Origin of the sequence: Sphingopyxis sp. H115 (genome assembly GCF_001468465.1) — a bacterium.
GTDB lineage: Bacteria > Pseudomonadota > Alphaproteobacteria > Sphingomonadales > Sphingomonadaceae > Sphingopyxis.
This window is the reverse complement of record NZ_LNSA01000027.1, coordinates 38,530-60,742: the sequence shown is the minus strand read 5'-3', so window position 1 is coordinate 60,742 and position 22,213 is coordinate 38,530. Positions and strand designations below refer to the sequence as shown.

Below are 22,213 nucleotides of genomic sequence, written 5' to 3'. Positions count from 1 at the left end.
TCGGCGGGCTCACGAGGATCTGTTCGAGGTGCATGCCGCGCTCGCGCGCGCCGGGCGCGTAACGCGCGAGATAGTCGCCGAGCAACGCCCTGCCCTCGCCGGGCTTGGCGACGATCTCGTCGATCGTGTGGATCATCCGTCGTTCACCCTGCGTCATGGTCGGCCACGTCGAGGATGATCTTGCCGCGGACATGCTGCGCCTCGACGCGTCGGTGCGCCTCGGCGGCGTCGCCGAGCGGCATTGCCTCGATCGCCGGGGGCTTGACGCCGCCCGCAGCGCACAGCGCGGCGAGACCCTTCAGATGCTCGGGAAGCCGGGCCACCGCGACCATGTTCGACAGGATGCGGATATCGCGCTTTGCCGCTTCGGCGACCAGCTCGTCGCTCGCACGCGACATCAGCGTCTCGATCTCGACATAGCGCCCGCCCGGCGCGACGATATCGAGCGCGGCGGGAAGCAGCGTGTCGAGCCCGACCGCGTCGAGCACCAGATCGACCCCGCCCGGCGCCCATGCACGGACCTTGCCGGCAAGGTCGCCGCCGCGATAGTCGATCGCGAGGTCGGCGCCGAGCCCCCGGACATAGGCCTGGTTATCGGCGCCGCACGTCACCGCGACGCGCGCGCCGAGCGCTTTTGCGACCTGGATGCCGATGCTGCCGACGCCGCCCGCGCCGCCGTTGATCAGCACCGATTGGCCCACACCGAGTTCGCCGGCATCGACGATCCCGCCATAGGCCGTGGTCCCGGCGACGGGCAGCGCCGCCGCCTGTGCGAAGCTCCACCGCGGCGGCAGCGGCGCGAGGAAGGCGGCGCCGGCGATGCAATATTCGGCGTAAGAGCCGTCGAGTCCCTGCCCCTGTCGCGACATGCCGAAGACGCGGTCGCCGGGCTGGAACGCCTCGACACCCTCGCCCACCGCCTCGACGAGGCCCGCGAGATCAAAGCCCAGCACGAAGGGGAAATGATAGTCGATATAGGCCGAGAGCTTGCCCTCGCGCGTCTTCCAGTCGGCGGGATTCACCCCGGCGCAGACGACGCGCACGAGCACCTCGCCGGGACCCGGAACGGGCTGCGGCAGGTCGCCCCAGCGCAGCACGCCCGCATCGCCGAAACCGTCGATCACCATCGCTCGCATTCGATTTCCCCTCCTGCCCGTCGCGGCGCTCAGCGACGAAAGCTGAGCGTCACCGAGTAACGGCGCGGATCGTTGAAATAGCCCTCGACGAAACCGAAGCTGGTCGAAGCGTCGTAGCCCGCGGTCAACACGCGCTTGTCGGTGATGTTGTCGACCGCAAGGCGAAGCGACAGCCCGCGTGCGGGCAGCGTGAATTCGGCGCTAGCGTTCAGGATCGCATGGTCGGGCGCGCGCAGTATCGGCGTATTCTCGACATCGATATAGGTGAGGCTGCGATAGGCGGCATCGAGGCGGAAGCTCGCGTCGACCGCATCCGACAGCGCGGCCGAATAGACGATGCTGCCGCTCGCGGTCAGGTCGGGCGCCTGCTTGGGCTTGCGGAAGCTGACGTCGGTCGGAACGCCGCCGATCACCGAGGTATAACGCCGATATTTTGCATCGAGATAGCCGAACGAACCGCTGAGGCGGAGGCCGCGCGAAACGCGGACGTCGGTTTCGACCTCGATCCCCTGGATGCGCGACTTGCCCGCATTGTCGGTGCGCACGACGATCAGTCCGGTGGTCGGGCTGACCGTCGAGACGAGCAACTGCTGGTCCTTGTAATCGTTGCGGAAAGCCGCGACATTGAGCGTCACGCGCCCGCCGAGCATCGTCTTGAGCCCCGCTTCCCAGGCGGTCAGATATTCGGGATCGTAAGAGCCGATCTCCTCGACCGAGGTCGGCCGCCCGTTGAAGCCGCCGCTACGAAAACCGCGCGAGAAGGAGATATAGCCGAGAACGTCGGGGGCGAATTTATACGCCAGCGACGCGCGCGGCGTGAAGGCCTTCCAGTCCTCGACGAGACGGTAGGAGGGCAGCAACGGCTGCCCGCTATAAATCCGCGTCGCGCTCTGCCGAAACGCCTTCTTCTCCCACGTATAGCGCGCGCCGAGTTCGAGCGTCAGTGCTTGGGAAATGTCGTAGGTCGCGTTCCCGAACAGCGCATAATTGGTCGTGGTCTGGCGGTTCGCGAAATCGATATTGAAATCGAGCGCGGTCGCCAGCGCCGGGTCGAACCCCGCACCGATGAGCGCGGGATAGAGCCCGTCGGCGACGATCAGCCGCGTGTCGTCGCGCGTCGTTTCGCGAAACGCATAGGCGCCGAGCAGCAACGTACCGCGATCGCCGAACAGGTCGGTCGAATATTGCAGTTCCTGCGACAGCTGGCGTGCGCTTTCGTCGTGGATATCGCCGGCATAGTTGACCGCGGCCGAGGCATCGCCGTCGCGGCCGAAGATCGCATGGACCCAGCGATACGCGCTGATCGATTTGATCGTGCCCGCACCCGCGTCGACCGACAAGGTCAGCGTCGCATTGGCCGCATCGGTATCGTCGCGGTTGAGTTCCGCGGTCGTGTCGGTGCGTTTGATGCTGTCCGAAACGGTGCAGCAGGCGCCAAGGAAGGTCGACTGCAGTCCCGAGAAGAAGGTCGGGGTGAAAGCGAGCATCGCGTGCGGGCTGCTGTTCTGGCGGCGGCGGAGGCCGTCGACCGTGAGCACCGCGTCGACCGGCGACGCATCGTAATGTAACGACAAGCGTCCGGCCTGCACGTTGCGATTGCCGAGGTTCTTGCCCGACGGCACCTTCTGCCAGCCCTCGCCCCATTCGCCGAGCGCCGCGACGCCGACCGACAGCGTGTCGGACAATCCCGCCTCGACATTGGCGCGGAGGCGCAGGTCGTTGAACGAGCCATAGCGAATGTCGCCCTCGACGCGGTTGCCGTCAGGGATGCGCGAGACGACGTTGATCGCGCCGCCGATCGTATTCTTGCCGAACAGCGAACCCTGCGGCCCGCGCAACACCTCGATCCGGTCGATGCCGAGCAATTCGGTGGTCGCGCCGAAGCTGCGCGCGACGTAGACGCCGTCGATGTAAAGCGCGACCGCGGGGTCGGAGGTGATGATGAAGTCATTCTCGCCGACGCCGCGGATGAACGCCGACACGCCGCCGCTGTTGCCGCCCTGCCCCGGGGTGAATTGCAGGTTCGGCGCGACCTGCGCGACGTCGGTTACGCCGTCGAACCCGCGCTGGTCGAGCGCCTCGCCGCCGATCGCGGTCACCGCGATCGGCACGTCCTGCAGCTTTTCCTCGCGCCGCCGCGCGGTCACGACGATCTCGGTCGACTCCGCCTCGTCCACGCCTTCGGCTGCCGAAGCCTGCTCCTGCGCCTGAACCGGATGGGCTGCCAAAAGCCCCCCGAAAGCCACTGCCGCTTGTACGATATGCTTATACTTCTTCACGCTATTCCCCTGATTATAAATCACTTCTACTCGGCGGCCAGTGCCGCCTGCGCCCGAAAGTGCGGGATCACATGCGTTCCGATGTTGCGGATCGTTTCCATGATCGCCTCGTGCGGCACCGCGCCCATCTGGAAGAGGAAGAGGATTTCGTCGGCGCCCGCATCGAACAGCCGTTGGACGTAGCGAACGCAGTCCTCGGCCGTGCCATAGGCATCCTGCACCTCTTCATAGGCGCCGGTATGCTCGGTCCCGATGCTGATCTTTTCCTCGGACAGATAGGCGACGACCGCCGCCTTTTCCTGCTGCAGGATCGCCGCCTGCGCGTCGCCCGACAAATCCTCGACGGTCGGCTTGGGCCCGCCCTGGTACCAGTAGCCAAGCGATTCGACGAAGAAGCGCTGGCCGCGCAGGCCGATCTTGCGCGCCTTCTCGCGGTCGTCGAGTACGAGAGCGGGACAGAGTGCAGCGAGATGTTCGGTCGGGCGGAACCCGACCTGATCCTCGACCTTCCGGTTCGCCCACGCCGCGCGATAGATCGCATTCTTGCTCGCGATGTCATCGGGCCCCGCAAACCCAAGCACCAGCGCGCCGATGCCGCGCGCGCCCGCGGTCGTCAGCGCGTCGGCGCGCGTGCACGCCATATAGAGTGGCGGGTGCGGGTCCTGATAGGGCTTGGGATGGATCGGGCGGCGCGGGATGCGGATATGCGCGCCGTCATGCTCGATCTCCTCCTGCACCATGATCTTCGGGATCAGGTACATGCTTTCGTCGATCATCGGCTGGAGCTCGGCGAGGTCATAGCCGAAGGTCCCCGCCTCTTGCTGGGTGCCGCCCTTGCCCATGCCGAAATGGACGCGGCCGTTCGAGAGGATGTCGAGCGTCGCGATCCGCTCGGCGACCTTGACCGGATGGTTCATCGCGGGCGGCAAGCAGACGACGCCATGGCCGATGCCGAGGCGTGTGGTCTTGCCCGCAAGGAACGCGAGGAAAGTCTCGGGCGCCGACATATGCGCATATTGGGTGAGCGCGGTATGTTCGACCGCCCACACCGTGTCGAAGCCCATCTCCTCGGCGAGCAGCGATTGTTCGATAATCTCGTGAAAGCAGCGCGCTTCGTTTTCGCGCGACGTGTCCACCATCTGCGCTTCATAAATGATCGAAAATTTCATGCCGTCCGATCCTCTCCGCCGTTTTCTTCGGCGGCTGCATAGGGCGGCGGATCGGCGCCTCTCCTCGTCCAATTGGATCAATTCGCGCCGCACCGCCGGTGCTAGGCAGGGCGCAACAATCGGCAGGAAGAGGAATTGCGATGGGGATGTTCGATGGCAGGGTGGCGCTGGTCACCGGCGGCGCTTCGGGGATCGGCGTGGCGGCATCGTTGCGCTTTGCCGAAGAAGGCGCCGCGGTCGTCGTGGCCGACATCAACGAAGCCGGCGCCGAGGCGATTGTCGAAAAGATTCGTGCTGCGGGCGGCCGCGCCCGCGCAATCCGCTGCGACGTCAGCAGCGCAGCGGACAATGACGCGATGGTCGCCGCCGCCAAACAGGATTACGGGCGTCTCGACGCCGCCTTCCTCAACGCCGGCGCCTATGCGCAGACCGTCTTCGAAGACACCGATGCCGCGACGCTCGACGCGATGATCGCAATCAATCTGAAAGGCGCCTGGCTGGGACTAAAGACGGTGCTGCCCGCGCTCGAAGCCGGCGGCGCGGCAGTGGTGACCGCCTCGACCTCGGGGATCATCGGCCTCAACGTCGCCGCAGCCTATAGCGCCGCCAAGCACGGCGTGATCGGCGCGGTGCGCTCGGCCTCGCAAAGCTTCGCGCGGCGCGGGCTGCGCGTCAACGCGATCTGCCCCGGCCCGGTCGCGACCGCAATCCTCGGCGTGACCGAGTCGGCACCGATCCAGCCCGCCGACGCCCTCGCCTTGCCCGCCGACGGCTTGTTGTTGCCGCAGCATATCGCCGAGGTCGCGCTGTTCCTCGCCAGCCCGCGTTCGGGCGGGATCAACGGGCAGGAAATCATCGCCGATGCGGGCTTCCTCGCCAGCTATCCGCCGATGCCCGAATGAGCCGGCGAGCGCGTCACTCGCGCTCGACGCGGATGCGGCTGAGCCGGGTCCTGGCGATCAGCCAGCGCCCGCGCGCCTTGCGGTAACAGTCGTGATAATGTCCGAAGCCGTGGCGCGAGCGACCGGCAAGGTCGCTTCCCTCGCCCGCCCAGAAATGATCGTCCATCGCCCAGATGCCCTCCGCGTCGCGCGCGCCGGTGAAACGGATTTCGAAGCTGTGGACATGGTGGACCGTCGTGGCGCCTTCGAGCGCCGCGGTCACTCCCGCCACAAAGTTATCGGCGCCGGTGGTCAGCAACTGCTCGTCGGGTTCACCGCCGGGCATTTCGCGGAAATCGCCGACCATGTCGTCGGTCAGGAGGCTGCGCAACAGGGGCCAGTCCTTGGTGTCGAGCGCGCGCAGATAGCGCGCCTTGAGCAATCGTATTTCCTCGATGGCGGCGAGGTTGACGGCTTCGGTCATGATCTATTTCCCCTCCAGGAAGGCGGCTCGATAGGCCGCGAAACTTTGTTCGACATCGGAGCGGACCAGACCGAAATCTTCAAGCGCATATTTGTGCGGCGCGCGATCTTCGCGCTTGTTGGCCTCGATCCACTCGGCCATTCCTGCCCGGACTTCGCCGGTAACCGCGATCCCCGCGGCCTCGAGCACGCGCGTCCCCTCGCCGATCGGATCGTTCAAAAGGTCGGCATAGCGGACGTCGACGAAGTTCTGACCCGCGACTTCGCCGCGCACCGTCATGAAGCGTTCGAGCAGTTCGGCGAGTCGCGGCACCCAGAAGGCGGCAACGCTCGCGCGGTCGACGCGGTCGGAGACCATCTGGTACAGGCTGTGCTCCATGCTGCAATAGCTTGGCACCGTCGCCACCGGATCGCGGTGCGTCATCACGATCTTCGCCTCGGGGAACACCTCGATCACCGCGTCGAGCGCGAGCAGGTGGCCGGGGGTCTTGAGCACCCATTTGGCGCCCGCGCGGCGGCGGTCCTGCCATTGCAGCGACTGGAGGATCTGCCTCAGGTCGCGGTAGCACTGGACGCGGTCGTTTTCGGTCAGCCAGCGCGCGTAGCCGGGTACATGATAGGTGCCCTCGATCATCGTGCTCGAATAAAGCTGGCCGAGGATGATCAGTTCCTCGTCGGGCTGGTCGATGCTCATCGGATGGATCGACATCAGGTCGGGGATCGTCGCGACCATATAGTCGAGGAAACCGCGCGCTGCCGCGCGCCGCGGTTCGGGATCGCCGCGGACTTCGCCGGGAAAAGGCGCATAATTCTGCGTCTCGAACCAGCGCGTGCCGGTCATGCCGGGCGCCGAGGCGAGCATCCGGTGGAGCATCGTGCTGCCGGTGCGCGGCAATCCGACGACCACCGCCGCGACCTCGACCTTTTCGTCCAATATCTCGGGATGGCGCTTGATCAGCTCGACATGGCGCAGGCGGTTGACGAGGCCGTTCACGATCATCGCCGAAGCACTGCCGACGCCCGCTTCGCTAAGGCGCGCCTCGTCGTTCAGCGCCGGAATCAGCGCATCGATATTGGCGAAGAACCATGTGTCGCCGAAATCCGAAAGCCCTGTCTGCTCGCACGCACGCGCCACCAGAGTCGCGCGATCAGGCACGCGGCCAACCATCTCTCCCATCTCACAAGCCTTCCGCATTATGTAGATAATATCATCTATGAGATACAATATTCGTACTCATACTGGATATTATCTACGCAAAATATCGCACGAAGGTCAAGGGCCGCCGCGTTCGGGCATTCCGGCGTGGAGCAGATGGACGAGTTGCGACTGGCGGCGCGCGCCGGTTTTCGCGAAGATCGAACGCAGGTGCGAACGCGCGGTATTGTGCGCGATGCCGAGCCGGTCGGCCGCCTCGACCAGCGAACCGCCGCCGGCAAGCGCGGCCGCCAGCATCGCCTCCATGCGCGTCAATTGGAACAGGTCGCGGATCGCCTCGGGATCGGGCGCCGCCTCCTGCCCCGGATCGCTGACGAACAGCGCGAGCGCGGCGCCCTTGCCGCCGCGCATGAATGCTGGGGTCGTCACCGCTTTGGCGACGACGCCGAGGTCGCGCCCGCCCGACGGCCGTTCGATGCGGAAGCGCTGCGGCGGCGCCGCGATTGCATCGGCATCCGACCGCAGCATCTTGAGCAATTTTTCGAGCGCGCGGTGCGCGTCGGCGGCGGCGAGGCGCAGCCTTCCACCCGCGACAACGATACCATCGGCTGCGGCGAGCAGCCGTTCGGCGACAGCGTTGGCGCGGATCACCTTGCCGTCATGGTCGAGGATGATCGCCGCGACTCCCAGCTGCTCGACGGCGCCGCGATAGACGCCATGCTCGGCGCCCGATGCCTGCAGCCGTTCGAACAGGCGGATCGCATTGCGCAGGTGCGGTACGATATCCTGCAGCGCCTCGCGCTCCGCCGCCGCGAAATCGCTGCGGCTGTTGTCGCGCGTCACGCGCAGCCGCGCCTCGAACCCACTGTCGAAGCGCAGGTCGACGCCAAGGATCTGATCGCCGCCTGCAGCCTCGAGGAAGTCGCGCCAGAAATCGCTCATCCGCGTGTCGCCCTGCACAAAGTCGGTGAACGCGGTCACCTTGCCTTCGGGCAATCCCTTGAACGGGTCGTCGACGAAAAAGCTCTCGATATAATCCTCGGCGGTCTGCGGGTCGCCGCCGGGCGTCACCAGCGTTCCCGGCCGGCTCGCACCCGGCATCGTCAGGATCAGCGTCGCATAGCTGGCGTCGAGATAGAGCGCGAGGCTGCGGAGGAAATCCTCCCACGGCGTCTCCGCCAGCAAGCCGCCGAACAGATCCGACAGCAGGCCGGAAAACGCCGCGCTCATCCCGTCCGTTTTCACCGCCATCCCCTCATTTCCATCCATTCCATCCCACAAACAGGAGAGCTTTGCCATGCCCGTTGATCCCGTTCTCGTGCCGCTGCTCGATATGATCAACAACCTGCCGCACATGAACCCGCCGTTCGATGCCGCGGCCTTCCGCATGGGCGATGAGCAGCCGATGCCGGCGTTCAGGGCCGACGTCGCCGAAGTGCGCGACCTGACCCTGGACACCGCCGCGGGTCCGGTCCGCGGGCGCCTTTACCATCCCGCCCCCGGCACCGCCCTGCCGCTGCTTTTCTTCATGCACGGCGGCGGCTGGGTGTTCGGCACGATCGACACGCACGATCCGCTGTGCCGGGCGCTCGCGTCGGCGGCCGAAATCGCCGTCCTTTCGCTCGAATATCCGCTATCGCCCGAACATCGCTATCCGGTCGCGCTCGATACGATGCGTGCGGCGCTGGCGACCGCGGTCGATCGGGCCGGCACGCTCGGCATCGATCCCGCGCGCATCGCGGTCGGCGGTGACAGCGCCGGCGGCAATCTGTCGGCCGCGCTCTGCCTCGCCGCGCGCGACAAGGGGGGCCCCGCGATCGCGCATCAATTGCTCCTCTACCCCGTCATCGACAATGATTTCAGCCGCGCGTCGCACAGCGAAAATGCCTCCGGCTACCTCCTCAGCAGCGCGATGATGCAATGGTTCTGGGCGCAATATCTGGGCGATGCCGATGCCGCAGCCGGACCCTTTGCCGCGCCGATCCGCGCCGCGAGCCTCGCCGGTCTGCCGTCGGCGACGGTCATCACCGCCGAATATGACCCGCTGCGCGACGAAGGCAACGCCTACGCCGCGCGGCTCGCGGCCGAAGGGGTCGAGGTGACCCACGCCCAAGTCCCGGGCGTGATCCACGGCTTTGCCTCGATGCTCGGCATGCTGCCGCAGGCCGACATCGCCGTGGGCACCGCCGCTAAAGGGCTGCGGCGCGCCTTCGAACTCGAAGCGGCAGAATGACATGCGCGCGGGTGGATCAGACCCCGTATCCGCCCGCGACCGCGATCTGCTGTCCCGTGACATACGCAGCCCTGGACGAAGCAAGAAAGACAGCGGCATGACCGATTTCCTCCGGCTGGCCCCAGCGCTTGAGCGCGAGATTCTTGTGGACCTCCTTCGTCCACGCCTCGTCGAACACGCCCTGACGCGACAGTTCGAGGAACATACCCGCCTCGATCACGCCGACGAGGACCGAATTGGCACGGATGCCGTGCCGCCCCTCTTCGCGCGCGAAACCTTTTACCAGCGCCTCGTTCGCCGCCTTCGGCGCCACCGACAGCCCGTCCTTGTCGGGCCAGCGCAGGTCGCCCGCCGATCCCAGATGGACAAGCGAGCCGCCGCCCGCCTGACGCATATGCGGAAGGATCGCGCGTGCGGCGTTGAAGAAGCCGTGAACCTCGACATCGATCGCGCCGCGCCACTGTTCGGTCGTGGTGTCGGCGAGCCCGACCTGCTCGACCAGCGGCCCCGCGCCCCAAAGCAGCGTATGGACGCGGCCGTGTGCCGCAATCGCGTCGGCGACCGTCGACGCAAGCGCGCCCTCGTCGGTGACGTCGCAACGATGCAAGCTGGCCTTGCGCCCCGCCGCCTCGATCTCGGCAGCGAGCGCCTTCGCCGCCACCTCCTTGGAACGCCACACGATCGCGACATCGCTTCCCGCCTTCGCGAACGCGCGCGCGACGGCGGCGCCGATCCCGCCCGTCGCCCCGAAAATCAGCACCGCCCCTGCGGGGAACATCGGCTCCGAACCCATAGTCATCCTCCTTGATCAATCTTGCATGATGTCATTCAATGTGAGATATATCACCTAAATGCGATGTAAATGAGATGATTTGCAACGCAAAATGCAAAAATAAGATTCAAGAGAGGTTTTCCCATGGCAACAACCGCAGATTATGGACTGGGCGACCAGGTCTTTCCGCGCGGCTGGTTCATGATCGCCGCTGCCGCCGAACTTGAGGGCACAAAGCCGCTCGCGGTGCGCTTTTTCGGGCGCGACCGCGTCCTCTATCGCGGCGAGTCGGGGCAGGTGTATCTGGTCGACGCCTATTGTCCCCATATGGGCGCGCATCTGGCGAAGAACGAGACGAGCTTCGTGATCCGCGACCAGGAACATGTGCAGGGCGATTCGATCCGCTGCCCCTATCATGGCTGGCGCTTCGGCCCCGACGGTCGCTGCAACCAGATCCCCTATTCGCCGCAGCGCATCCCCGCGGCCGCGAAGCTCGAGAACTGGCCGGTGATCGAGCGCGCGGGCTGCGTCTGGATGTGGCACGACCCCGAAGGCGGCGAACCCGAATATGAGTTGCCGCCCTTCGCCGAATATGACGAGCCGCACTGGGTGAAGTGGGAGATCGACCGGCTCGGCGAACTCGCGAGCCACCCGGTCGAGATTCTCGACAATATGGCCGACCGTGCGCATTTCGAGCCCGTCCACGGCAATGATGCGGTCGATGTGTTCGAAAATGACTTCGACGGCCACCGCGTCGTCCAGCGGCTGCGCGCCGGCCACCGCACGCTGCAGGGCGAAGCCCCGCTCGAAACCGACACCTGGTACACCGGACCGGGCATCCTCCAGTCGCATATGTCGGGGCAATTCCCCTCGATCATCATGATCGCACACACCCCCGTCGACGACGGCGTCGTGAAGGTGTGGCACGCGCTGCTGGTCAAGGTGCCCAATGCCGAGCCGAATGAGGAAGATGTCGCGATGGCGCGCGCCTATCAGGCCGCGGCCTGCGCCGCCTTCGCGCAGGATTTCGAAATCTGGTCGAACAAGAAGCCGTGCGTCAACCCGATGGCGGTGCAGGGCGACGGCCCGATCGGCAAGCTGCGCATCTGGTACCGCCAATTCTACAACCCGCGCGCGCGCGCCGAGGAATTCCAGAAACGCGTCAACGGCACCCACGTCACCCGCGGCACCTTGTCGGCGCCGTTCGAAGCGAAAATCGCCTGACCGGCGACACACGGAAAAAGCAGAGGAAAATATGGCAAGATTGACAGGCAAGGTCGCGATCGTCACCGGCGCGGCGCAGGGCATGGGCGCCGCGACCGCGCGCCTCTTCGCAGCCGAGGGCGCGAAGGTGGTGCTGTGCGACATATTGGAGGAAGCGGGACAGGCGACGGCGGCGGAGATCGGCGGCGACGCCTGGTTCCGCAAGCTCGACGTCCGTTCGGACAGCGAGTGGGAGGCGGTGGTCGCCGAAACCGTCGAACGTTTTGGCCAGCTCGACATCCTGATCAACAATGCCGCGATCGTCCATTTCAGCCCGATCGAGGCGATGCCCGCCGAGGATATCGAGCGCGTGCTCGCGATTAATGTGATGGGCACGATGCTCGGCGCCAAGCATGCGGCGCGCGCAATGACCGCGGCGGGACGCGGGGTGATCGTCAACATCTCCTCGGTCGATGGCCTGCGCGGTTGCAACGGCCTCTCGGCCTATACCGCGAGCAAATGGGCGGTGCGCGGGCTGTCGAAATCGCTCGCCTTTGAACTGGGGCCGCGCGGCATCCGCGTTTGCACTGTCCATCCGGGCGGCGTGAACACGCAGATGGGCAACCCCGCCGGGCTCGAGGGCGACGCGCTCAACGTCGGCTATGAGCGCGTGCCGCTCCAGCGCATCGGCGAGCCTGAGGAAATCGCGCGCGCGAGCCTGTTCATCGCGTCGGACGAGGCGAGCTATATCAGCGGCGCCGAACTCGCGGTCGATGGCGGCTGGTCGGCGGGCTATTACCAGCCCTTCCTGCCCGGCGCGCCCGCCGGTCTCGGCAAATGAACCCGCTCGGCGGCAAGGTTGCGATCGTCACCGGCGCCGGGCAAGGCGTCGGACGCGGGATCGCGCTCGCGCTCGCCGGCCGCGGTGCCACCGTCGCCCTGCTCGGCCGCACCCGCGCCAAAATCGACGCGGTAGCGGACGAGATCGGCGCGGGCGCCGTCGCTTTCGCCTGCGACGTCAAGGATGCAGATGCGGTGCGCGCGACCGTCGATGCGGTGGCAGAGCGGTTCGGCGGCATCGACATCCTCGTCAACAATGCGCAGGAAGTGCCGCTCGGCCCGCTGCTGTCAGTGAGCGATGCGGCGTTCGAGGCCGGCTTCGCCTCGGGCCCGCTCGCCAGCTTCCGCTTCATGAAGGCATGCCATCCCTATCTCGAACGACGCGGCGGCGGCACGATGATCAACCTCGCCAGCTCGGCGGGCATCCGCTGGGACATGAGCAGCTATGGCCCCTATGCCGCGGTCAAACAGGCAACGCGCGCACTCACCCGTGCGGCCGCGGCCGAATGGGGCCCCGCGGGCATCCGCGTGCTGACCATCGCGCCGCACGCCAATTCGCCCGGGCTGCAAGGCTGGGTCGAGAATAACCCGGACGAGGCCGAAGCCTTTTTCCGCACGATCCCGCTGCGCCGCATCGGCGATTGCGAGCGCGATATCGGCCAAGCCGTCGCGGCGCTGTGCGGACCCGACCTCGCCTATCTGACCGGCGCAACGATCCCGCTCGACGGCGGGCAGGCCAATTTCGACTGAGGAGCCGATGATGCGGACGACCGACGACATCATCGCGATCCAGCAATTGCTCGCCGCCTATGCCTTCGCGATCGACGCGAAGGATTATGACGCGCTTGACGCCGTCTTCCTGCCCGGCGCGACGGTCGACTATCGCGCGGCGGGCGGCGCCGCGGGCACCTGGCCGACGATGAAGGCGTGGCTGAAGGGCGCGCTCGCACCCTTTCCGCTGACCCAGCATCTGATCGGGCTGCCGCTGATCCGGGTCGAGGGCGACCGCGCGAGCGCGCGGACGATGCTGCTCAACCCGATGCGCGTCGAGCAGAAAGAAGGCGAAGCGCTGTTCTTCGTCGGCTGCACCTATGCCGACGAACTTGTCCGCACGGCTGACGGCTGGCGCATCGCGAAGCGCGTCGAGCAGGATTTCTGGGCCAAGGACGCACCCGCGGCGCTGATCGCCGAGCCCGCCTGATGAGCGGCGATGCGTTCAGCCCGGTGACGATCGGCCCGGTCAGGCTGAAAAACCGCTTCATCCGTTCGGGCGCGAACGAAATGATGAGCAAGGAGATGAAGCCGACGCGCGCGCTCGCCCAATTCCATACCGCCTACGCGCGGGGCGGGGTCGGCATGACGACGCTCGCATATATCGCTGTGTCGAAGGACGGCCGCACCCTGCCCGGGCAGGGCGTGATGAACGCCGACAGCCTGCCCCACTACCGCGCGGTGACCGATTCGATCCACGCCCACGGTGCAAAAGCGTCGGCGCAGATCACCCACGGCGGCAGCTTCTGCCAGATCGACGACCTGTCGACCCCGCGCGCGATGTCGGCGAGCGGCGGGATCGACAAGATGGGCGTGTTCAAGGGCCGCTTGTTCCAGCGCGCGATGACGCGCGCCGACATGGACCGCGTGACGGGTGAATTCGCCGAAACGGCGCGACTTTGCGAGCAAGCGGGTTTCGACGCGATCGAGGTCCATATGGGCCACGGCTATCTGCTCAATCAGTTCCTGTCGCCGCTGTCGAACAAGCGCCGCGACGATTATGGCGGCTCGCCCGAGAACCGCGCGCGCTTCCCGGCGGAAATCCTCGCGGCGGTCAAGGCGGCGACCGGCGGGCGGCTCGCGATCCTCGCCAAGATCAACCTGTTCGACGGCGCCCCCGGCGGCGCGACGGTCGACGATGCAATTGTCGCGGCCAAGGCGTTCGAGGCGGCCGGCGCCGACATGCTGGTGCTGTCGGCAGGCCGCAATATCGAGAGCGTCTGGGCGATCTTCGGTAATTCGCTGCCCTATGACGACCTCGCCGCGATGCAGGGCGGGCTGTTCGCAAAGCTGCAATTCGCGATTCTCAAGCGCAGCGTGCCCAAGCTGCCGCCGTTTCGCGAAAATTACCTGATGGAGCAGGCGCTGGCGCTGAAGGCCGGGCTCGGCGCGAGCGCGATGAAGCTCGCCTATCTGGGCGGTGTCCAGTCGCTCGCCGCAGCCGGGGCGGCGCTGGAGGCGGGTTTCGACGCGGTCGCCCTCGCCCGCGCGCTGATCCACGATCCCGCGCTGATCGAGGCGTGGCGGACGGGCGCGAGTACGGCATCGGGCTGCACCGCGTGCAACCGCTGCGTCGCCGTCATGTACGGCCCCGCAGGCACGCATTGCCCCGTCGCCGGCAATGCGCTCGACCCGGCGCTCAAGGATATATTTGCTGGAGAAGGGATCGCCGATGCTGCTTGAGAACAAGGTCGTCGTCGTCAGCGGCGCCGGACCCGGAATGGGTCAGGCGCTGGCGCGCATCGCGGCGCGCGAGGGCGCGAAGGTGGTGCTCGGCGCGCGGACCGGCGATTTCATCGAAACGGTCGCGAGCGAGATTCGCGCTGGCGGCGGTGCGGCGATCGCGGTGCCGGTCGATGTCGGCGACGCCGGTCAATGTCGCGCGCTCGCCGCCGCCGCAACGCAAGCGTTCGGCACGATCGACGGGCTGGTCAACAGCGCCTATATCCACGGCGCGTGGACGACGGTCGATCAGGCCGATCCCGAGGACTGGGCGAAAGTGTTCGACGTCAACGCGCTCGGCGCGCTGCGCATGACGCAGGCGGCGCTCCCCGCGATGCAGGCGGCGGGCGGCGGCGCGGTGGTCAATGTCGCGACGATGTCGCAGGTCGCCCCTTTCGCCGGCGAAGGCGGCTATGCGAGCGCCAAGGGCGCGCTCACCACGATGACGCGCCACATGGCGCAGGATTTCGGGCGCTGGAACATCCGCGTCAACGCGGCGCGCATGGGCTGGATCGGCGGCAAGCCGGTGTACGACTATATCGACCGCGAGGTCGCGGGCGGCGCCGACCGCGAGGCGCTGGTCGCGGGGATCACCGCGCGCATCCCGCTCGGCGTCATCCCGCCCGAAGCGGATTGCGCCAAAAGCGTCCTCTTCTTCCTTTCCGACTATGCGAAAATGGTCACCGGCGCGACGCTCGACGTCAACGGCGGCCAATATATGGCACCATGACGATGGCCGACGACCGCCTGCTCTCGCCCGACGTCTGGCGCGCCTTCTGCCGGCGGCTCGAAGCCGCGGGCGAGATCGCGACGGGCTTCGAAGCCGCCGCCAACCCGCTCGACCGCGCCGAGGGCTATCGCTACCTCACCCGTCTGCTGCGCATCGCGCTCGACATGCAGCTCGAACATGCCGATCCCGATTTCCCGGTCTTCTATGCCGCGTCGCACGCGACGGCGAAGATCGGCGCCGACAATCCCGACAATATCTATATGAACGCGACCGTGTCGGGCGCGCGCAGTTATCGCATCCGCGGCGCGCGCGGCACCGTGCCGATCCTGAGCTTCGGCACCAAGGCAAACCGTTATGCGGTCGACGGCACGATGGCGTCGACCGGCGAACTCGATGCCGCCGACATGGCGTTCGCCCCTGATGGATCGTTCGAGATCATCGTCAGCCGCGAACGCGCCGAAGGCAACTGGCTGCCGCTTGCCGAAGACAGCTCGATGCTGCTCGTCCGCCAGACCTTCCTCGACCGCGCGAACGAGGTTCAGGCGTCGGTGACGATCGAGGCAATCGATGGCCCCGCGCATCCGCCGCCGCTGTCGCCGGACGGGCTCGAAGCCGCGCTCGAACGCGTCACCGGCTTCGTCGCGGGCACCGCGCGCACCTTCGTCCAGTGGGCCGAAGATTTCCGCGCCGACCAGATGAACAAGCTGGCGACGGTCGACCAGGCGCGCTTTTTCCGCGCGGGCGGCGATCCGACGATCTTCTATCTTCACGGCTGGTGGCAGCTTGGCCGCGGCGAGGCGCTGCGCATCGACACGCGCATTCCCCAATGCAGCTTCTGGAACTTCCAGCTCGATAATGTCTGGATGGAATCGCTCGATTACCGCCACCACCGCATCCATGTGAACGGCAACAGCGCTGAACTGAACGACGACGGCACGCTGACGCTGATCGTCGCTGCGCGCGATCCGGGCTTCGGCAACTGGATCGATACGGCGGGGCATCATCAGGGCACGATGCTGCTGCGCTGGACCGGCGCCACCGACCATCCTGTTCCCGAAACGAAAGTGATCCGCATCGATGCCTGATCCCGAAACCGACCTCGAAACCCGCATCGCCCGGCTCGAAGCCGAAAGCGACATCCGCCGGCTGAAGGCGCGTTACCTCAACGCCTGCGACGCGAAGGATGTCGATGCGATCCGCGCCTGCTTCACCGACGACGCGGTGATCGATTTCCCGCCGATCGGCGAATTCGGTCTCGACGGGCTGATCGATGCCTTCACGCAAATGGCCGCGACCACGCCGATCGTCGACGTGCATCAGGGGCATAATGCCGAAATCGAGGTCGAGGGCGACGCGGCGCGCGCGCGCTGGAACCTCGGCTACGCGACCTACGACCCGCGCGCGGGCAGCTTCCGCCTGCTCGCCAATTTCTACAACGACCGCTACCGCCGCACCGCGGGCGGCTGGCGCATCTGCTACACGCGCTCGGAACCGCGCGCGATCGTCGACGGCGTGCTGGCCGAGGACGGGATCAAAGCGAACTGGGTCGCGGGATAACGCTCAATCTACCAGCGCGCACCAGCGATAGTCGTGCTTGATGAAATTCTGGCCCAGGCTGTAATGCACGCGCCGCACGCCGGGGATCTTGTCGATCGTCTGGTGCAGGAAATCGGTGAGTTCGTTGCCATTTTCGACCAGCGTCATCGCGAGCACGTCGGCGCGGCCGAGTGTCGTCGCGACGAAGCCGATCTCGGGCAGCGCCGCGAGGCGTTCGGCGACCCCTTCGATATCCGCCGCGGTATCAGCCTCGACCCACAGATAGGCGAGGATCGGGTTGCCGAGCCGGTTGGCGTTGGTGACCGCGGCGACGCGGATCACGCGATTGTCGAGCAGGCGTTTCAGGCGCGAGCGGATCGTGCCTTCGGTCAGGTCGAATTCGCGCCCGATTTCGCGGTTCGATACGCGCGCGTCGTGGCCGAGGCGTTCGATGATCTTGTGATCGAGTTCGTCGAGGCTGACCTTGCTCATAGCGGCGCCCACTCCGGATTATATTTGAAGACCTTGAGCGCGAGGCTCGGGAATATCCGTTCGACCCCGTCAATCTTTGCGATAACATGGGTGAGCAGATGCTGCATTTCCTCCAGCGTCTCGGCCACGACCTGAATCTCCAGATCATGCGTGCCGATCGCGACATTGACAGTGATCACGCGCTCGAGTTCGGCGATATCGGCGCCGACCGCGCCCGCCGGCCGCCCCTTCACCTGCACGCCGACCGGGGCCAGATAGCCGAAGCCCATCGCCGAAAGATCGCGCATCGCGACGACGCGCACCATGCTCGCATCCTCGAGCCGGCGCAGGCGCGTGCGCACCGTCGCCTCGTTCAGCCCCATGTCGCGCGCGATGTCGCGGTTGGCGATGCGGCCATTCTTACGGAGCGCCGCGATAATCTGTTCGTCAACATCGTCGAGCGCGAACGGCCCCGCGTCCTGCCCCGTGCCCGCAGCCTTGCCGCGTGTCCTTTTTCCGGCTTTGGTCGCGTTTCGCAACGTCGTTACTCCCGTCCCGCCCAAAAGGCCCGCAGCGCGCGGGCATGACCTTCCACAGACCGCATCGCCGCACCCCTGTCAACACCGTCGCCCTGTACCGAGCAAATTATGCTTTTGCGTAGAAAAATCGATTTTCAAAAACGCAATTATTAGGTAATGATACATAAATGTCGGTGAATGGCAAATTTTCCGGCAGATCGGGCAGAGGAGCAGCAAGAGTGGCACGTCACGAAGTCGATATATTGGTCGTCGGCTCCGGCGCGGGCGCCCTCACCGCGGCCTTCACCGCCTCCGACGCTGGCGCCGACGTGCTCGTCGTCGAAAAAAATTCACGCTATGGCGGCACTTCGGCGACGTCGGGCGGCGGCATATGGATCCCCGCCAGCGCCGACGCGCGCGCCAAGGGTCATCCCGACGACCCCAAGGAAGCGCTCGGCTATATCAAGGCGCTGATCGGCGACGATGTACCCGAATCGAAGCTCGAAACCTATGTCGCGAGCGCGCACCGGATGCTGAGCTATCTCGAGGAACGGTCGGACGTCCGCTACACCGCCTATGCCTATTCCGACTATCATATGGACGTCGCGGGCGCGCGCGACGGCTGGCGGACGCACGACCCGATCCCCCTGATGGCCGACGAGTTGGGCGACGACTTCTGGAAGATGGAGCCGCCGCACACGCTGACGCTGACCTTCGGCCGCTTCACCTGGACGATGGAGGAGGCGAAGCTGCTCCTGACGATGAGCCCGGGCGCCAAATCGTTGCTGTTCAAGCTGATGCTGAAATATGCCTTCGACCTGCCCTGGCGCTTCAAGACCAAGCGCGCGCGGCGGCTGACCGGCGGCAACGCGCTGATCGGACGGCTGAAGCTGTCGCTCGACGCCAAGGGCGTGCCGATCTGGCTGAACAGCCCGATGGTCGAGCTGATCACCGAAAAGGGACAAATCGCCGGCGCGATCGTCGAGCGCGACGGCCAGCCCACCGAAATATATGCGCGCAAGGGCGTGGTGCTGGCAACCGGCGGCTTCGATCACAACGACGAACTGCGCCGCGAATATCTGCCGCAGCCGACCTCGGCCGACTGGAGCGCGGGTGTGCCGAGCAACACCGGCGACGGGTTGAAGGCCGGATTGCAGGCGGGTGCGGTAACCGACCTCATGGATTCGGCGTGGTGGGGTCCGGGTTTCCTGCTCGAGGGCGAGGACCGCGCGCGTATCCTGTTCGTCGAGCGCGCGCTGCCTTCGTCGATCATCGTCAACCAGACCGGCCGACGCTACATGAACGAGGCCGCCTCCTATCACGTCGCGGGCGGCGAGATGCACCGCTGCAACCGCCCCGATGCGCCGACGGTGCCGTCATGGTTCGTGTTCGACGCGCGCTATCGCGGCAAATATATGCTGGGGCCGATGATGGCGGGCAAGCCGTCGGCCGACGCCCGCCTGCCCGAAAATATGCGCAAGATATTGAAGCGAGCCGACAGCCTTGCCGACCTTGCGCGGCAGATCGGCGTCGATCCCGCGGTCTTCGCGAAGGAGATCGGGCGCTTCAACAGCAACGCGGCGAAGGGCGAGGATCCCGATTTCGGCCGCGGCTCCTCGGCCTACGACCGCCATTATGGCGACGCCTCGGTCAGTCCCAATCCGACGCTGGCACCGATCGCCGAGGCGCCCTTTTATGCGATTCCGATCTATCCGTGCGACCTCGGCACCAATGGCGGCCTCCAGACCGACGACGATGGGCAGGTGCTCGATAGCGAGGGTCGGCCGCTCGGCGGGCTCTATGCGGTCGGCAATGTGTCCGCGGCGGCGATGGGACGCACCTATCCGGGCGCGGGCGCGACGCTGGGCCCGGCGATGACCTTCGGCTGGCGCGCCGCGCGCCACGCGATGCGGGTCAACGACTGAGGCCGCTCAGCGCGCCAGATAGCCGCCGTCGACCGCGAGTGGATGGCCGGTGATGAAGCTTGCCTTGTCCGAACAGAGGAACACGACCGCGTCGGCGACTTCCTGCGCTTCGCCGATGCGATTCATCGGGTGCATCGCGGCGATGAAGCGCGCGGCCTCTTCCTCCTGCGCGACCGCCTCGACCATCGGGGTGCGGATCGCGCCCGGGCACACCGCATTGATGCGGATCCCCTGCGCGGCATAGCGCAGCGCCGCCGAGCGCGTCAGGCCGATGACGGCATGTTTCGATCCGCAATAGCCCGCGCCGCCAGCGCCCGACATCCCCGCGATCGAAGCCGTGTTGACGATCGCGCCGCGCCCCGCGCGTTCCATGTGGCGAAGCTCGGCAGCCATGCAGAGCAGCAGCCCGCGCTGGTTGACCGCGATGCTGCGGTCATAGGCGTCGAGATCGCCCCACGGCGTTTCCATCCCTTCGAGCGCGACGCCTGCATTGTTGAACGCGCAGTCGAGCCCGCCCCAGTCGGCGACCAGCGCATCGACGAACGTGTCGACCGCCGCACCGTCGGTGACGTCGAGCGCGCCGTGGCGCGCCTCGCCGCCCGCCGCGGCAACCAGCGCCGCGGTTTCGGCGGCGCCGTCGGCGTTGAGGTCGGCGACCGCCACCCGCGCGCCCTCGGCGGCGAAGGCGAGCGCGGTCGCACGGCCGATGCCGCTGCCCCCGCCCGTGACGAACGCGATTTTCCCGGTCAGCAAAGCCATGGCGCGCTTCCTCTCAGACGATTTCGAACAGCCCGGCGGCGCCCATGCCGCCCGCGACGCACATCGAGACGACGGCATAGCGGACTCCGCGACGTTTGCCCTCGATCAGCGCATGACCGACGAGGCGCGATCCGGTCATGCCGAACGGATGGCCGATCGCGATGCCGCCGCCGTTGACGTTGAGCTTATCGGGATCGATCCCCAGCTTGTCGCGGCAATAGAGCGCCTGGCTCGCAAAGGCTTCGTTGATTTCCCAAAGGCCGATGTCGTCGATCTTGAGGCCATTACGTTCGAGCAGCTTGGGGATCGCGAAGACCGGGCCGATGCCCATCTCCTCGGCCTTGCAGCCCGCGACCTGGAAGCCGCGATAGAGCCCAAGGATCGGAAGGCCTTCCTTCTCGGCCATCGCGCGGTCCATCACGACCTGCGCCGAGGCGCCGTCGGAGAGCTGGCTGGCATTGCCCGCGGTGATGTGGCGCCCTTCCTTGACGACGAGCCCGTCCCTGAACACGGGTTTGAGCGCAGCGAGCTTTTCGGCGGTGGTGTCGCCGCGCACGCCCTCGTCGTACGCCAGCGTGACCGTTTCCTTGCCCGCCTCATTGCCCTCCTTGTCGAACAGCGCCTTTGCGACGGTGATCGGGACAATCTCTTGCGCGAAGCGACCGGAGGCCTGCGCCGCGCCCGCGCGCTGCTGACTGACGGCCGAAAACTCGTCCTGCGCCTCGCGGCTGACGCCATAGCGGTCGGCAACAATCTCGGCGGTCTCGATCATCGCCATATAGGCGTGGGGATCGGCGGCCTTGACGAATTCGGAGCGGTTGCGGAACTGCGGCGCGTGCTTGCCCAGCGTCAGCGAGATGCTTTCCATCCCGCCCGCCACCGCGACATCAATCTCGTTGCACATGATCCCGCGCGCGGCGAGCGCAAGCGCGTTCAGCCCCGACGAGCATTTGCGGTCGAGCGTGAAGCCGCCGGTCGAATCGGGTAGCACTGATCCGTGGACCGCAAGCCGCCCCAGATTATAGCTTTGCGTGTTCCAGTGGTTGCCGACGCCCAGATAGACGTCGTCGACGCGCGCCGGATCGATCCCGGCGCGTTCGATCGCTGCGTTGACGACATGCGCCGCGAGCACCGGCGCCTCGGTGTCGTTGAACGCCCCGCGATAGGCCTTGCCGACCCCGGTGCGCGCGGTCGAAATGATAGCGGCTTCACGCACAGCCCTTATGCCTCGATGCTACGCATTTTGGCGGGGCTCCAATAGGCGCGCATCTCGGTCACCTTGCCCTCGGCGTCGAATTTGAAGGTGTCGATCACCTCGATCTCCTTCGGCCCGCCGAAATCGACCATCACGGTGAAAGCGAAAGCGGCGTAGTCGCCGCCGGTGCGCACCGGGCCGTCGAGGCGCAGCTTCGCCTTCGCCTGCATCGACATCGAATAGAAAGCGTGGATGGCGTCACGGCCCTGATGAATTGGGGTACCGATCGGGTCCTCGACCGTCGCATCATCGGCGTAGAGGTCGGCGGCCATGTCGGCATCGGCCTTGTCGAACGCCTCAACATAGCGCTCGACGGCGCGGACCATTTCCTCGTGACTGGGCATGATGTCTCTCTCCAATAGGGGGCAAAGGGT

At 66.4% G+C, this 22,213-nt stretch carries 23 protein-coding genes; 11 read left to right on the top strand and 12 right to left on the bottom strand.

Annotation, left to right across the window (positions count from 1 at the left end; translation table 11 throughout):
* Nucleotides 1-143: 143 nt before the first annotated feature.
* From ATE71_RS16915 to ATE71_RS16905, 3 genes are read right to left on the bottom strand one after another with little or no spacing between them, the layout of a single operon-like run.
* Nucleotides 144-1,136, bottom strand: a complete 993-nt coding sequence (locus tag ATE71_RS16915; protein ID WP_058804473.1) for a quinone oxidoreductase family protein — start codon at nucleotides 1,134-1,136, stop codon at nucleotides 144-146.
* 29 nt (nucleotides 1,137-1,165) lie between these two features.
* The gene (locus ATE71_RS16910; RefSeq protein ID WP_058804478.1) at nucleotides 1,166-3,415 is read right to left on the bottom strand and encodes a TonB-dependent receptor; all 2,250 of its coding nucleotides are present in this window, start codon (nucleotides 3,413-3,415) and stop codon (nucleotides 1,166-1,168) included.
* A 26-nt stretch (nucleotides 3,416-3,441) separates the two neighbouring features.
* Nucleotides 3,442-4,584, bottom strand: a complete 1,143-nt coding sequence (locus ATE71_RS16905) for an LLM class flavin-dependent oxidoreductase (protein ID WP_058804472.1) — start codon at nucleotides 4,582-4,584, stop codon at nucleotides 3,442-3,444.
* Nucleotides 4,585-4,724: 140 nt separating this feature from the next.
* Between ATE71_RS16905 and ATE71_RS16900 the strand changes: the two genes are divergently transcribed.
* On the top strand, nucleotides 4,725-5,486 hold the full coding sequence (locus tag ATE71_RS16900) for an SDR family NAD(P)-dependent oxidoreductase (RefSeq protein WP_235588057.1): 762 nt from the start codon (nucleotides 4,725-4,727) through the stop codon (nucleotides 5,484-5,486).
* 13 nt (nucleotides 5,487-5,499) lie between these two features.
* Here ATE71_RS16900 and ATE71_RS16895 read toward each other — a convergent pair whose 3' ends face one another.
* The 3 genes from ATE71_RS16895 to ATE71_RS16885 all read right to left on the bottom strand — a co-directional run bounded on the left by ATE71_RS16895 (nucleotide 5,500) and on the right by ATE71_RS16885 (nucleotide 8,355).
* Complete coding sequence (locus ATE71_RS16895; protein ID WP_058804471.1) at nucleotides 5,500-5,949, bottom strand: nuclear transport factor 2 family protein; 450 nt, start codon at nucleotides 5,947-5,949, stop codon at nucleotides 5,500-5,502.
* Between the two features lie 3 nt (nucleotides 5,950-5,952).
* Nucleotides 5,953-7,125, bottom strand: a complete 1,173-nt coding sequence (locus ATE71_RS16890) for a sulfotransferase family protein (protein WP_235588056.1) — start codon at nucleotides 7,123-7,125, stop codon at nucleotides 5,953-5,955.
* Nucleotides 7,126-7,221: 96 nt separating this feature from the next.
* Nucleotides 7,222-8,355: a helix-turn-helix transcriptional regulator gene (locus ATE71_RS16885; protein ID WP_235588055.1), complete on the bottom strand. Its 1,134-nt coding sequence runs from the start codon at nucleotides 8,353-8,355 to the stop codon at nucleotides 7,222-7,224.
* A 46-nt stretch (nucleotides 8,356-8,401) separates the two neighbouring features.
* Between ATE71_RS16885 and ATE71_RS16880 the strand changes: the two genes are divergently transcribed.
* Nucleotides 8,402-9,337: an alpha/beta hydrolase gene (locus tag ATE71_RS16880; RefSeq protein WP_058804470.1), complete on the top strand. Its 936-nt coding sequence runs from the start codon at nucleotides 8,402-8,404 to the stop codon at nucleotides 9,335-9,337.
* A 16-nt stretch (nucleotides 9,338-9,353) separates the two neighbouring features.
* Here ATE71_RS16880 and ATE71_RS16875 read toward each other — a convergent pair whose 3' ends face one another.
* Nucleotides 9,354-10,130 (bottom strand): SDR family NAD(P)-dependent oxidoreductase, encoded by a 777-nt coding sequence (locus tag ATE71_RS16875; RefSeq protein WP_235588054.1) that lies wholly within the window; start codon nucleotides 10,128-10,130, stop codon nucleotides 9,354-9,356.
* A 123-nt stretch (nucleotides 10,131-10,253) separates the two neighbouring features.
* Here ATE71_RS16875 and ATE71_RS16870 point away from each other — a divergent pair, with 123 nt between their 5' ends.
* From ATE71_RS16870 to ATE71_RS16835, 8 genes are read left to right on the top strand one after another with little or no spacing between them, the layout of a single operon-like run.
* Entirely contained in the window at nucleotides 10,254-11,333 is a 1,080-nt protein-coding gene (locus ATE71_RS16870) for a Rieske 2Fe-2S domain-containing protein (protein WP_058804468.1), read from the top strand.
* Between the two features lie 31 nt (nucleotides 11,334-11,364).
* The gene (locus ATE71_RS16865) at nucleotides 11,365-12,153 is read left to right on the top strand and encodes an SDR family NAD(P)-dependent oxidoreductase (RefSeq protein WP_058804467.1); all 789 of its coding nucleotides are present in this window, start codon (nucleotides 11,365-11,367) and stop codon (nucleotides 12,151-12,153) included.
* Nucleotides 12,150-12,902: an SDR family NAD(P)-dependent oxidoreductase gene (locus ATE71_RS16860; RefSeq protein WP_058804466.1), complete on the top strand. Its 753-nt coding sequence runs from the start codon at nucleotides 12,150-12,152 to the stop codon at nucleotides 12,900-12,902. Before ATE71_RS16865 ends, ATE71_RS16860 begins: the two co-directional genes overlap by 4 nt.
* Nucleotides 12,903-12,909: 7 nt before the next feature.
* The gene (locus tag ATE71_RS16855) at nucleotides 12,910-13,353 is read left to right on the top strand and encodes a nuclear transport factor 2 family protein (protein ID WP_058804465.1); all 444 of its coding nucleotides are present in this window, start codon (nucleotides 12,910-12,912) and stop codon (nucleotides 13,351-13,353) included.
* Nucleotides 13,353-14,606, top strand: coding sequence for an NADH:flavin oxidoreductase (locus ATE71_RS16850; RefSeq protein ID WP_058804464.1), 1,254 nt, complete (start codon nucleotides 13,353-13,355; stop codon nucleotides 14,604-14,606). The genes ATE71_RS16855 and ATE71_RS16850 overlap by 1 nt, the downstream gene beginning before the upstream one ends.
* Nucleotides 14,596-15,375, top strand: a complete 780-nt coding sequence (locus ATE71_RS16845) for an SDR family oxidoreductase (protein ID WP_058804463.1) — start codon at nucleotides 14,596-14,598, stop codon at nucleotides 15,373-15,375. Before ATE71_RS16850 ends, ATE71_RS16845 begins: the two co-directional genes overlap by 11 nt.
* A gap of 2 nt (nucleotides 15,376-15,377) precedes the next feature.
* A complete protein-coding gene (locus tag ATE71_RS16840) occupies nucleotides 15,378-16,460 on the top strand; it encodes a DUF1214 domain-containing protein (protein ID WP_058804462.1) in 1,083 nt (360 codons plus the stop codon).
* Nucleotides 16,453-16,932, top strand: a complete 480-nt coding sequence (locus ATE71_RS16835; RefSeq protein WP_058804461.1) for a nuclear transport factor 2 family protein — start codon at nucleotides 16,453-16,455, stop codon at nucleotides 16,930-16,932. Before ATE71_RS16840 ends, ATE71_RS16835 begins: the two co-directional genes overlap by 8 nt.
* A 3-nt stretch (nucleotides 16,933-16,935) precedes the next feature.
* Here ATE71_RS16835 and ATE71_RS16830 read toward each other — a convergent pair whose 3' ends face one another.
* Nucleotides 16,936-17,403, bottom strand: a complete 468-nt coding sequence (locus ATE71_RS16830) for an Lrp/AsnC family transcriptional regulator (protein ID WP_058804460.1) — start codon at nucleotides 17,401-17,403, stop codon at nucleotides 16,936-16,938.
* Nucleotides 17,400-17,921, bottom strand: coding sequence for an Lrp/AsnC family transcriptional regulator (locus tag ATE71_RS16825; RefSeq protein ID WP_058804459.1), 522 nt, complete (start codon nucleotides 17,919-17,921; stop codon nucleotides 17,400-17,402). The genes ATE71_RS16830 and ATE71_RS16825 overlap by 4 nt, the downstream gene beginning before the upstream one ends.
* 218 nt (nucleotides 17,922-18,139) lie before the next feature.
* On the opposite strand from ATE71_RS16825, the gene ATE71_RS16820 reads away from it, so the two are divergent.
* Nucleotides 18,140-19,825, top strand: coding sequence for an FAD-dependent oxidoreductase (locus ATE71_RS16820; RefSeq protein ID WP_058804458.1), 1,686 nt, complete (start codon nucleotides 18,140-18,142; stop codon nucleotides 19,823-19,825).
* Nucleotides 19,826-19,831: 6 nt separating this feature from the next.
* Here ATE71_RS16820 and ATE71_RS16815 read toward each other — a convergent pair whose 3' ends face one another.
* Genes ATE71_RS16815 through ATE71_RS16805 form a run of 3 tightly spaced genes read right to left on the bottom strand, consistent with a single transcriptional unit; the run spans nucleotide 19,832 to nucleotide 22,183 of the window.
* A complete protein-coding gene (locus ATE71_RS16815) occupies nucleotides 19,832-20,584 on the bottom strand; it encodes a glucose 1-dehydrogenase (protein WP_058804457.1) in 753 nt (250 codons plus the stop codon).
* A 13-nt stretch (nucleotides 20,585-20,597) separates the two neighbouring features.
* Nucleotides 20,598-21,800: a thiolase family protein gene (locus ATE71_RS16810; RefSeq protein WP_058804456.1), complete on the bottom strand. Its 1,203-nt coding sequence runs from the start codon at nucleotides 21,798-21,800 to the stop codon at nucleotides 20,598-20,600.
* Nucleotides 21,801-21,805: 5 nt separating this feature from the next.
* Nucleotides 21,806-22,183 carry a nuclear transport factor 2 family protein gene (locus ATE71_RS16805; RefSeq protein WP_058804455.1) on the bottom strand — a complete coding sequence of 126 codons (378 nt, stop codon included), beginning with the start codon at nucleotides 22,181-22,183 and terminating at the stop codon, nucleotides 21,806-21,808.
* Between the last annotated feature and the right edge of the window lie 30 nt (nucleotides 22,184-22,213).

Coding starts and splice junctions, on each gene's coding strand:
- ATE71_RS16915 (WP_058804473.1), bottom strand. CDS start 1,136: ATGCGAGCGATGGTGATCGACGGTTTCGGCGATGCGGGCGTGCTGCGC.
- ATE71_RS16905 (WP_058804472.1), bottom strand. CDS start 4,584: ATGAAATTTTCGATCATTTATGAAGCGCAGATGGTGGACACGTCGCGC.
- ATE71_RS16900 (WP_235588057.1), top strand. CDS start 4,725: ATGGGGATGTTCGATGGCAGGGTGGCGCTGGTCACCGGCGGCGCTTCG.
- ATE71_RS16895 (WP_058804471.1), bottom strand. CDS start 5,949: ATGACCGAAGCCGTCAACCTCGCCGCCATCGAGGAAATACGATTGCTC.
- ATE71_RS16890 (WP_235588056.1), bottom strand. CDS start 7,125: ATGGGAGAGATGGTTGGCCGCGTGCCTGATCGCGCGACTCTGGTGGCG.
- ATE71_RS16885 (WP_235588055.1), bottom strand. CDS start 8,355: ATGGCGGTGAAAACGGACGGGATGAGCGCGGCGTTTTCCGGCCTGCTG.
- ATE71_RS16880 (WP_058804470.1), top strand. CDS start 8,402: ATGCCCGTTGATCCCGTTCTCGTGCCGCTGCTCGATATGATCAACAAC.
- ATE71_RS16875 (WP_235588054.1), bottom strand. CDS start 10,130: ATGGGTTCGGAGCCGATGTTCCCCGCAGGGGCGGTGCTGATTTTCGGG.
- ATE71_RS16870 (WP_058804468.1), top strand. CDS start 10,254: ATGGCAACAACCGCAGATTATGGACTGGGCGACCAGGTCTTTCCGCGC.
- ATE71_RS16865 (WP_058804467.1), top strand. CDS start 11,365: ATGGCAAGATTGACAGGCAAGGTCGCGATCGTCACCGGCGCGGCGCAG.
- ATE71_RS16860 (WP_058804466.1), top strand. CDS start 12,150: ATGAACCCGCTCGGCGGCAAGGTTGCGATCGTCACCGGCGCCGGGCAA.
- ATE71_RS16855 (WP_058804465.1), top strand. CDS start 12,910: ATGATGCGGACGACCGACGACATCATCGCGATCCAGCAATTGCTCGCC.
- ATE71_RS16850 (WP_058804464.1), top strand. CDS start 13,353: ATGAGCGGCGATGCGTTCAGCCCGGTGACGATCGGCCCGGTCAGGCTG.
- ATE71_RS16845 (WP_058804463.1), top strand. CDS start 14,596: ATGCTGCTTGAGAACAAGGTCGTCGTCGTCAGCGGCGCCGGACCCGGA.
- ATE71_RS16840 (WP_058804462.1), top strand. CDS start 15,378: ATGGCCGACGACCGCCTGCTCTCGCCCGACGTCTGGCGCGCCTTCTGC.
- ATE71_RS16835 (WP_058804461.1), top strand. CDS start 16,453: ATGCCTGATCCCGAAACCGACCTCGAAACCCGCATCGCCCGGCTCGAA.
- ATE71_RS16830 (WP_058804460.1), bottom strand. CDS start 17,403: ATGAGCAAGGTCAGCCTCGACGAACTCGATCACAAGATCATCGAACGC.
- ATE71_RS16815 (WP_058804457.1), bottom strand. CDS start 20,584: ATGGCTTTGCTGACCGGGAAAATCGCGTTCGTCACGGGCGGGGGCAGC.
- ATE71_RS16805 (WP_058804455.1), bottom strand. CDS start 22,183: ATGCCCAGTCACGAGGAAATGGTCCGCGCCGTCGAGCGCTATGTTGAG.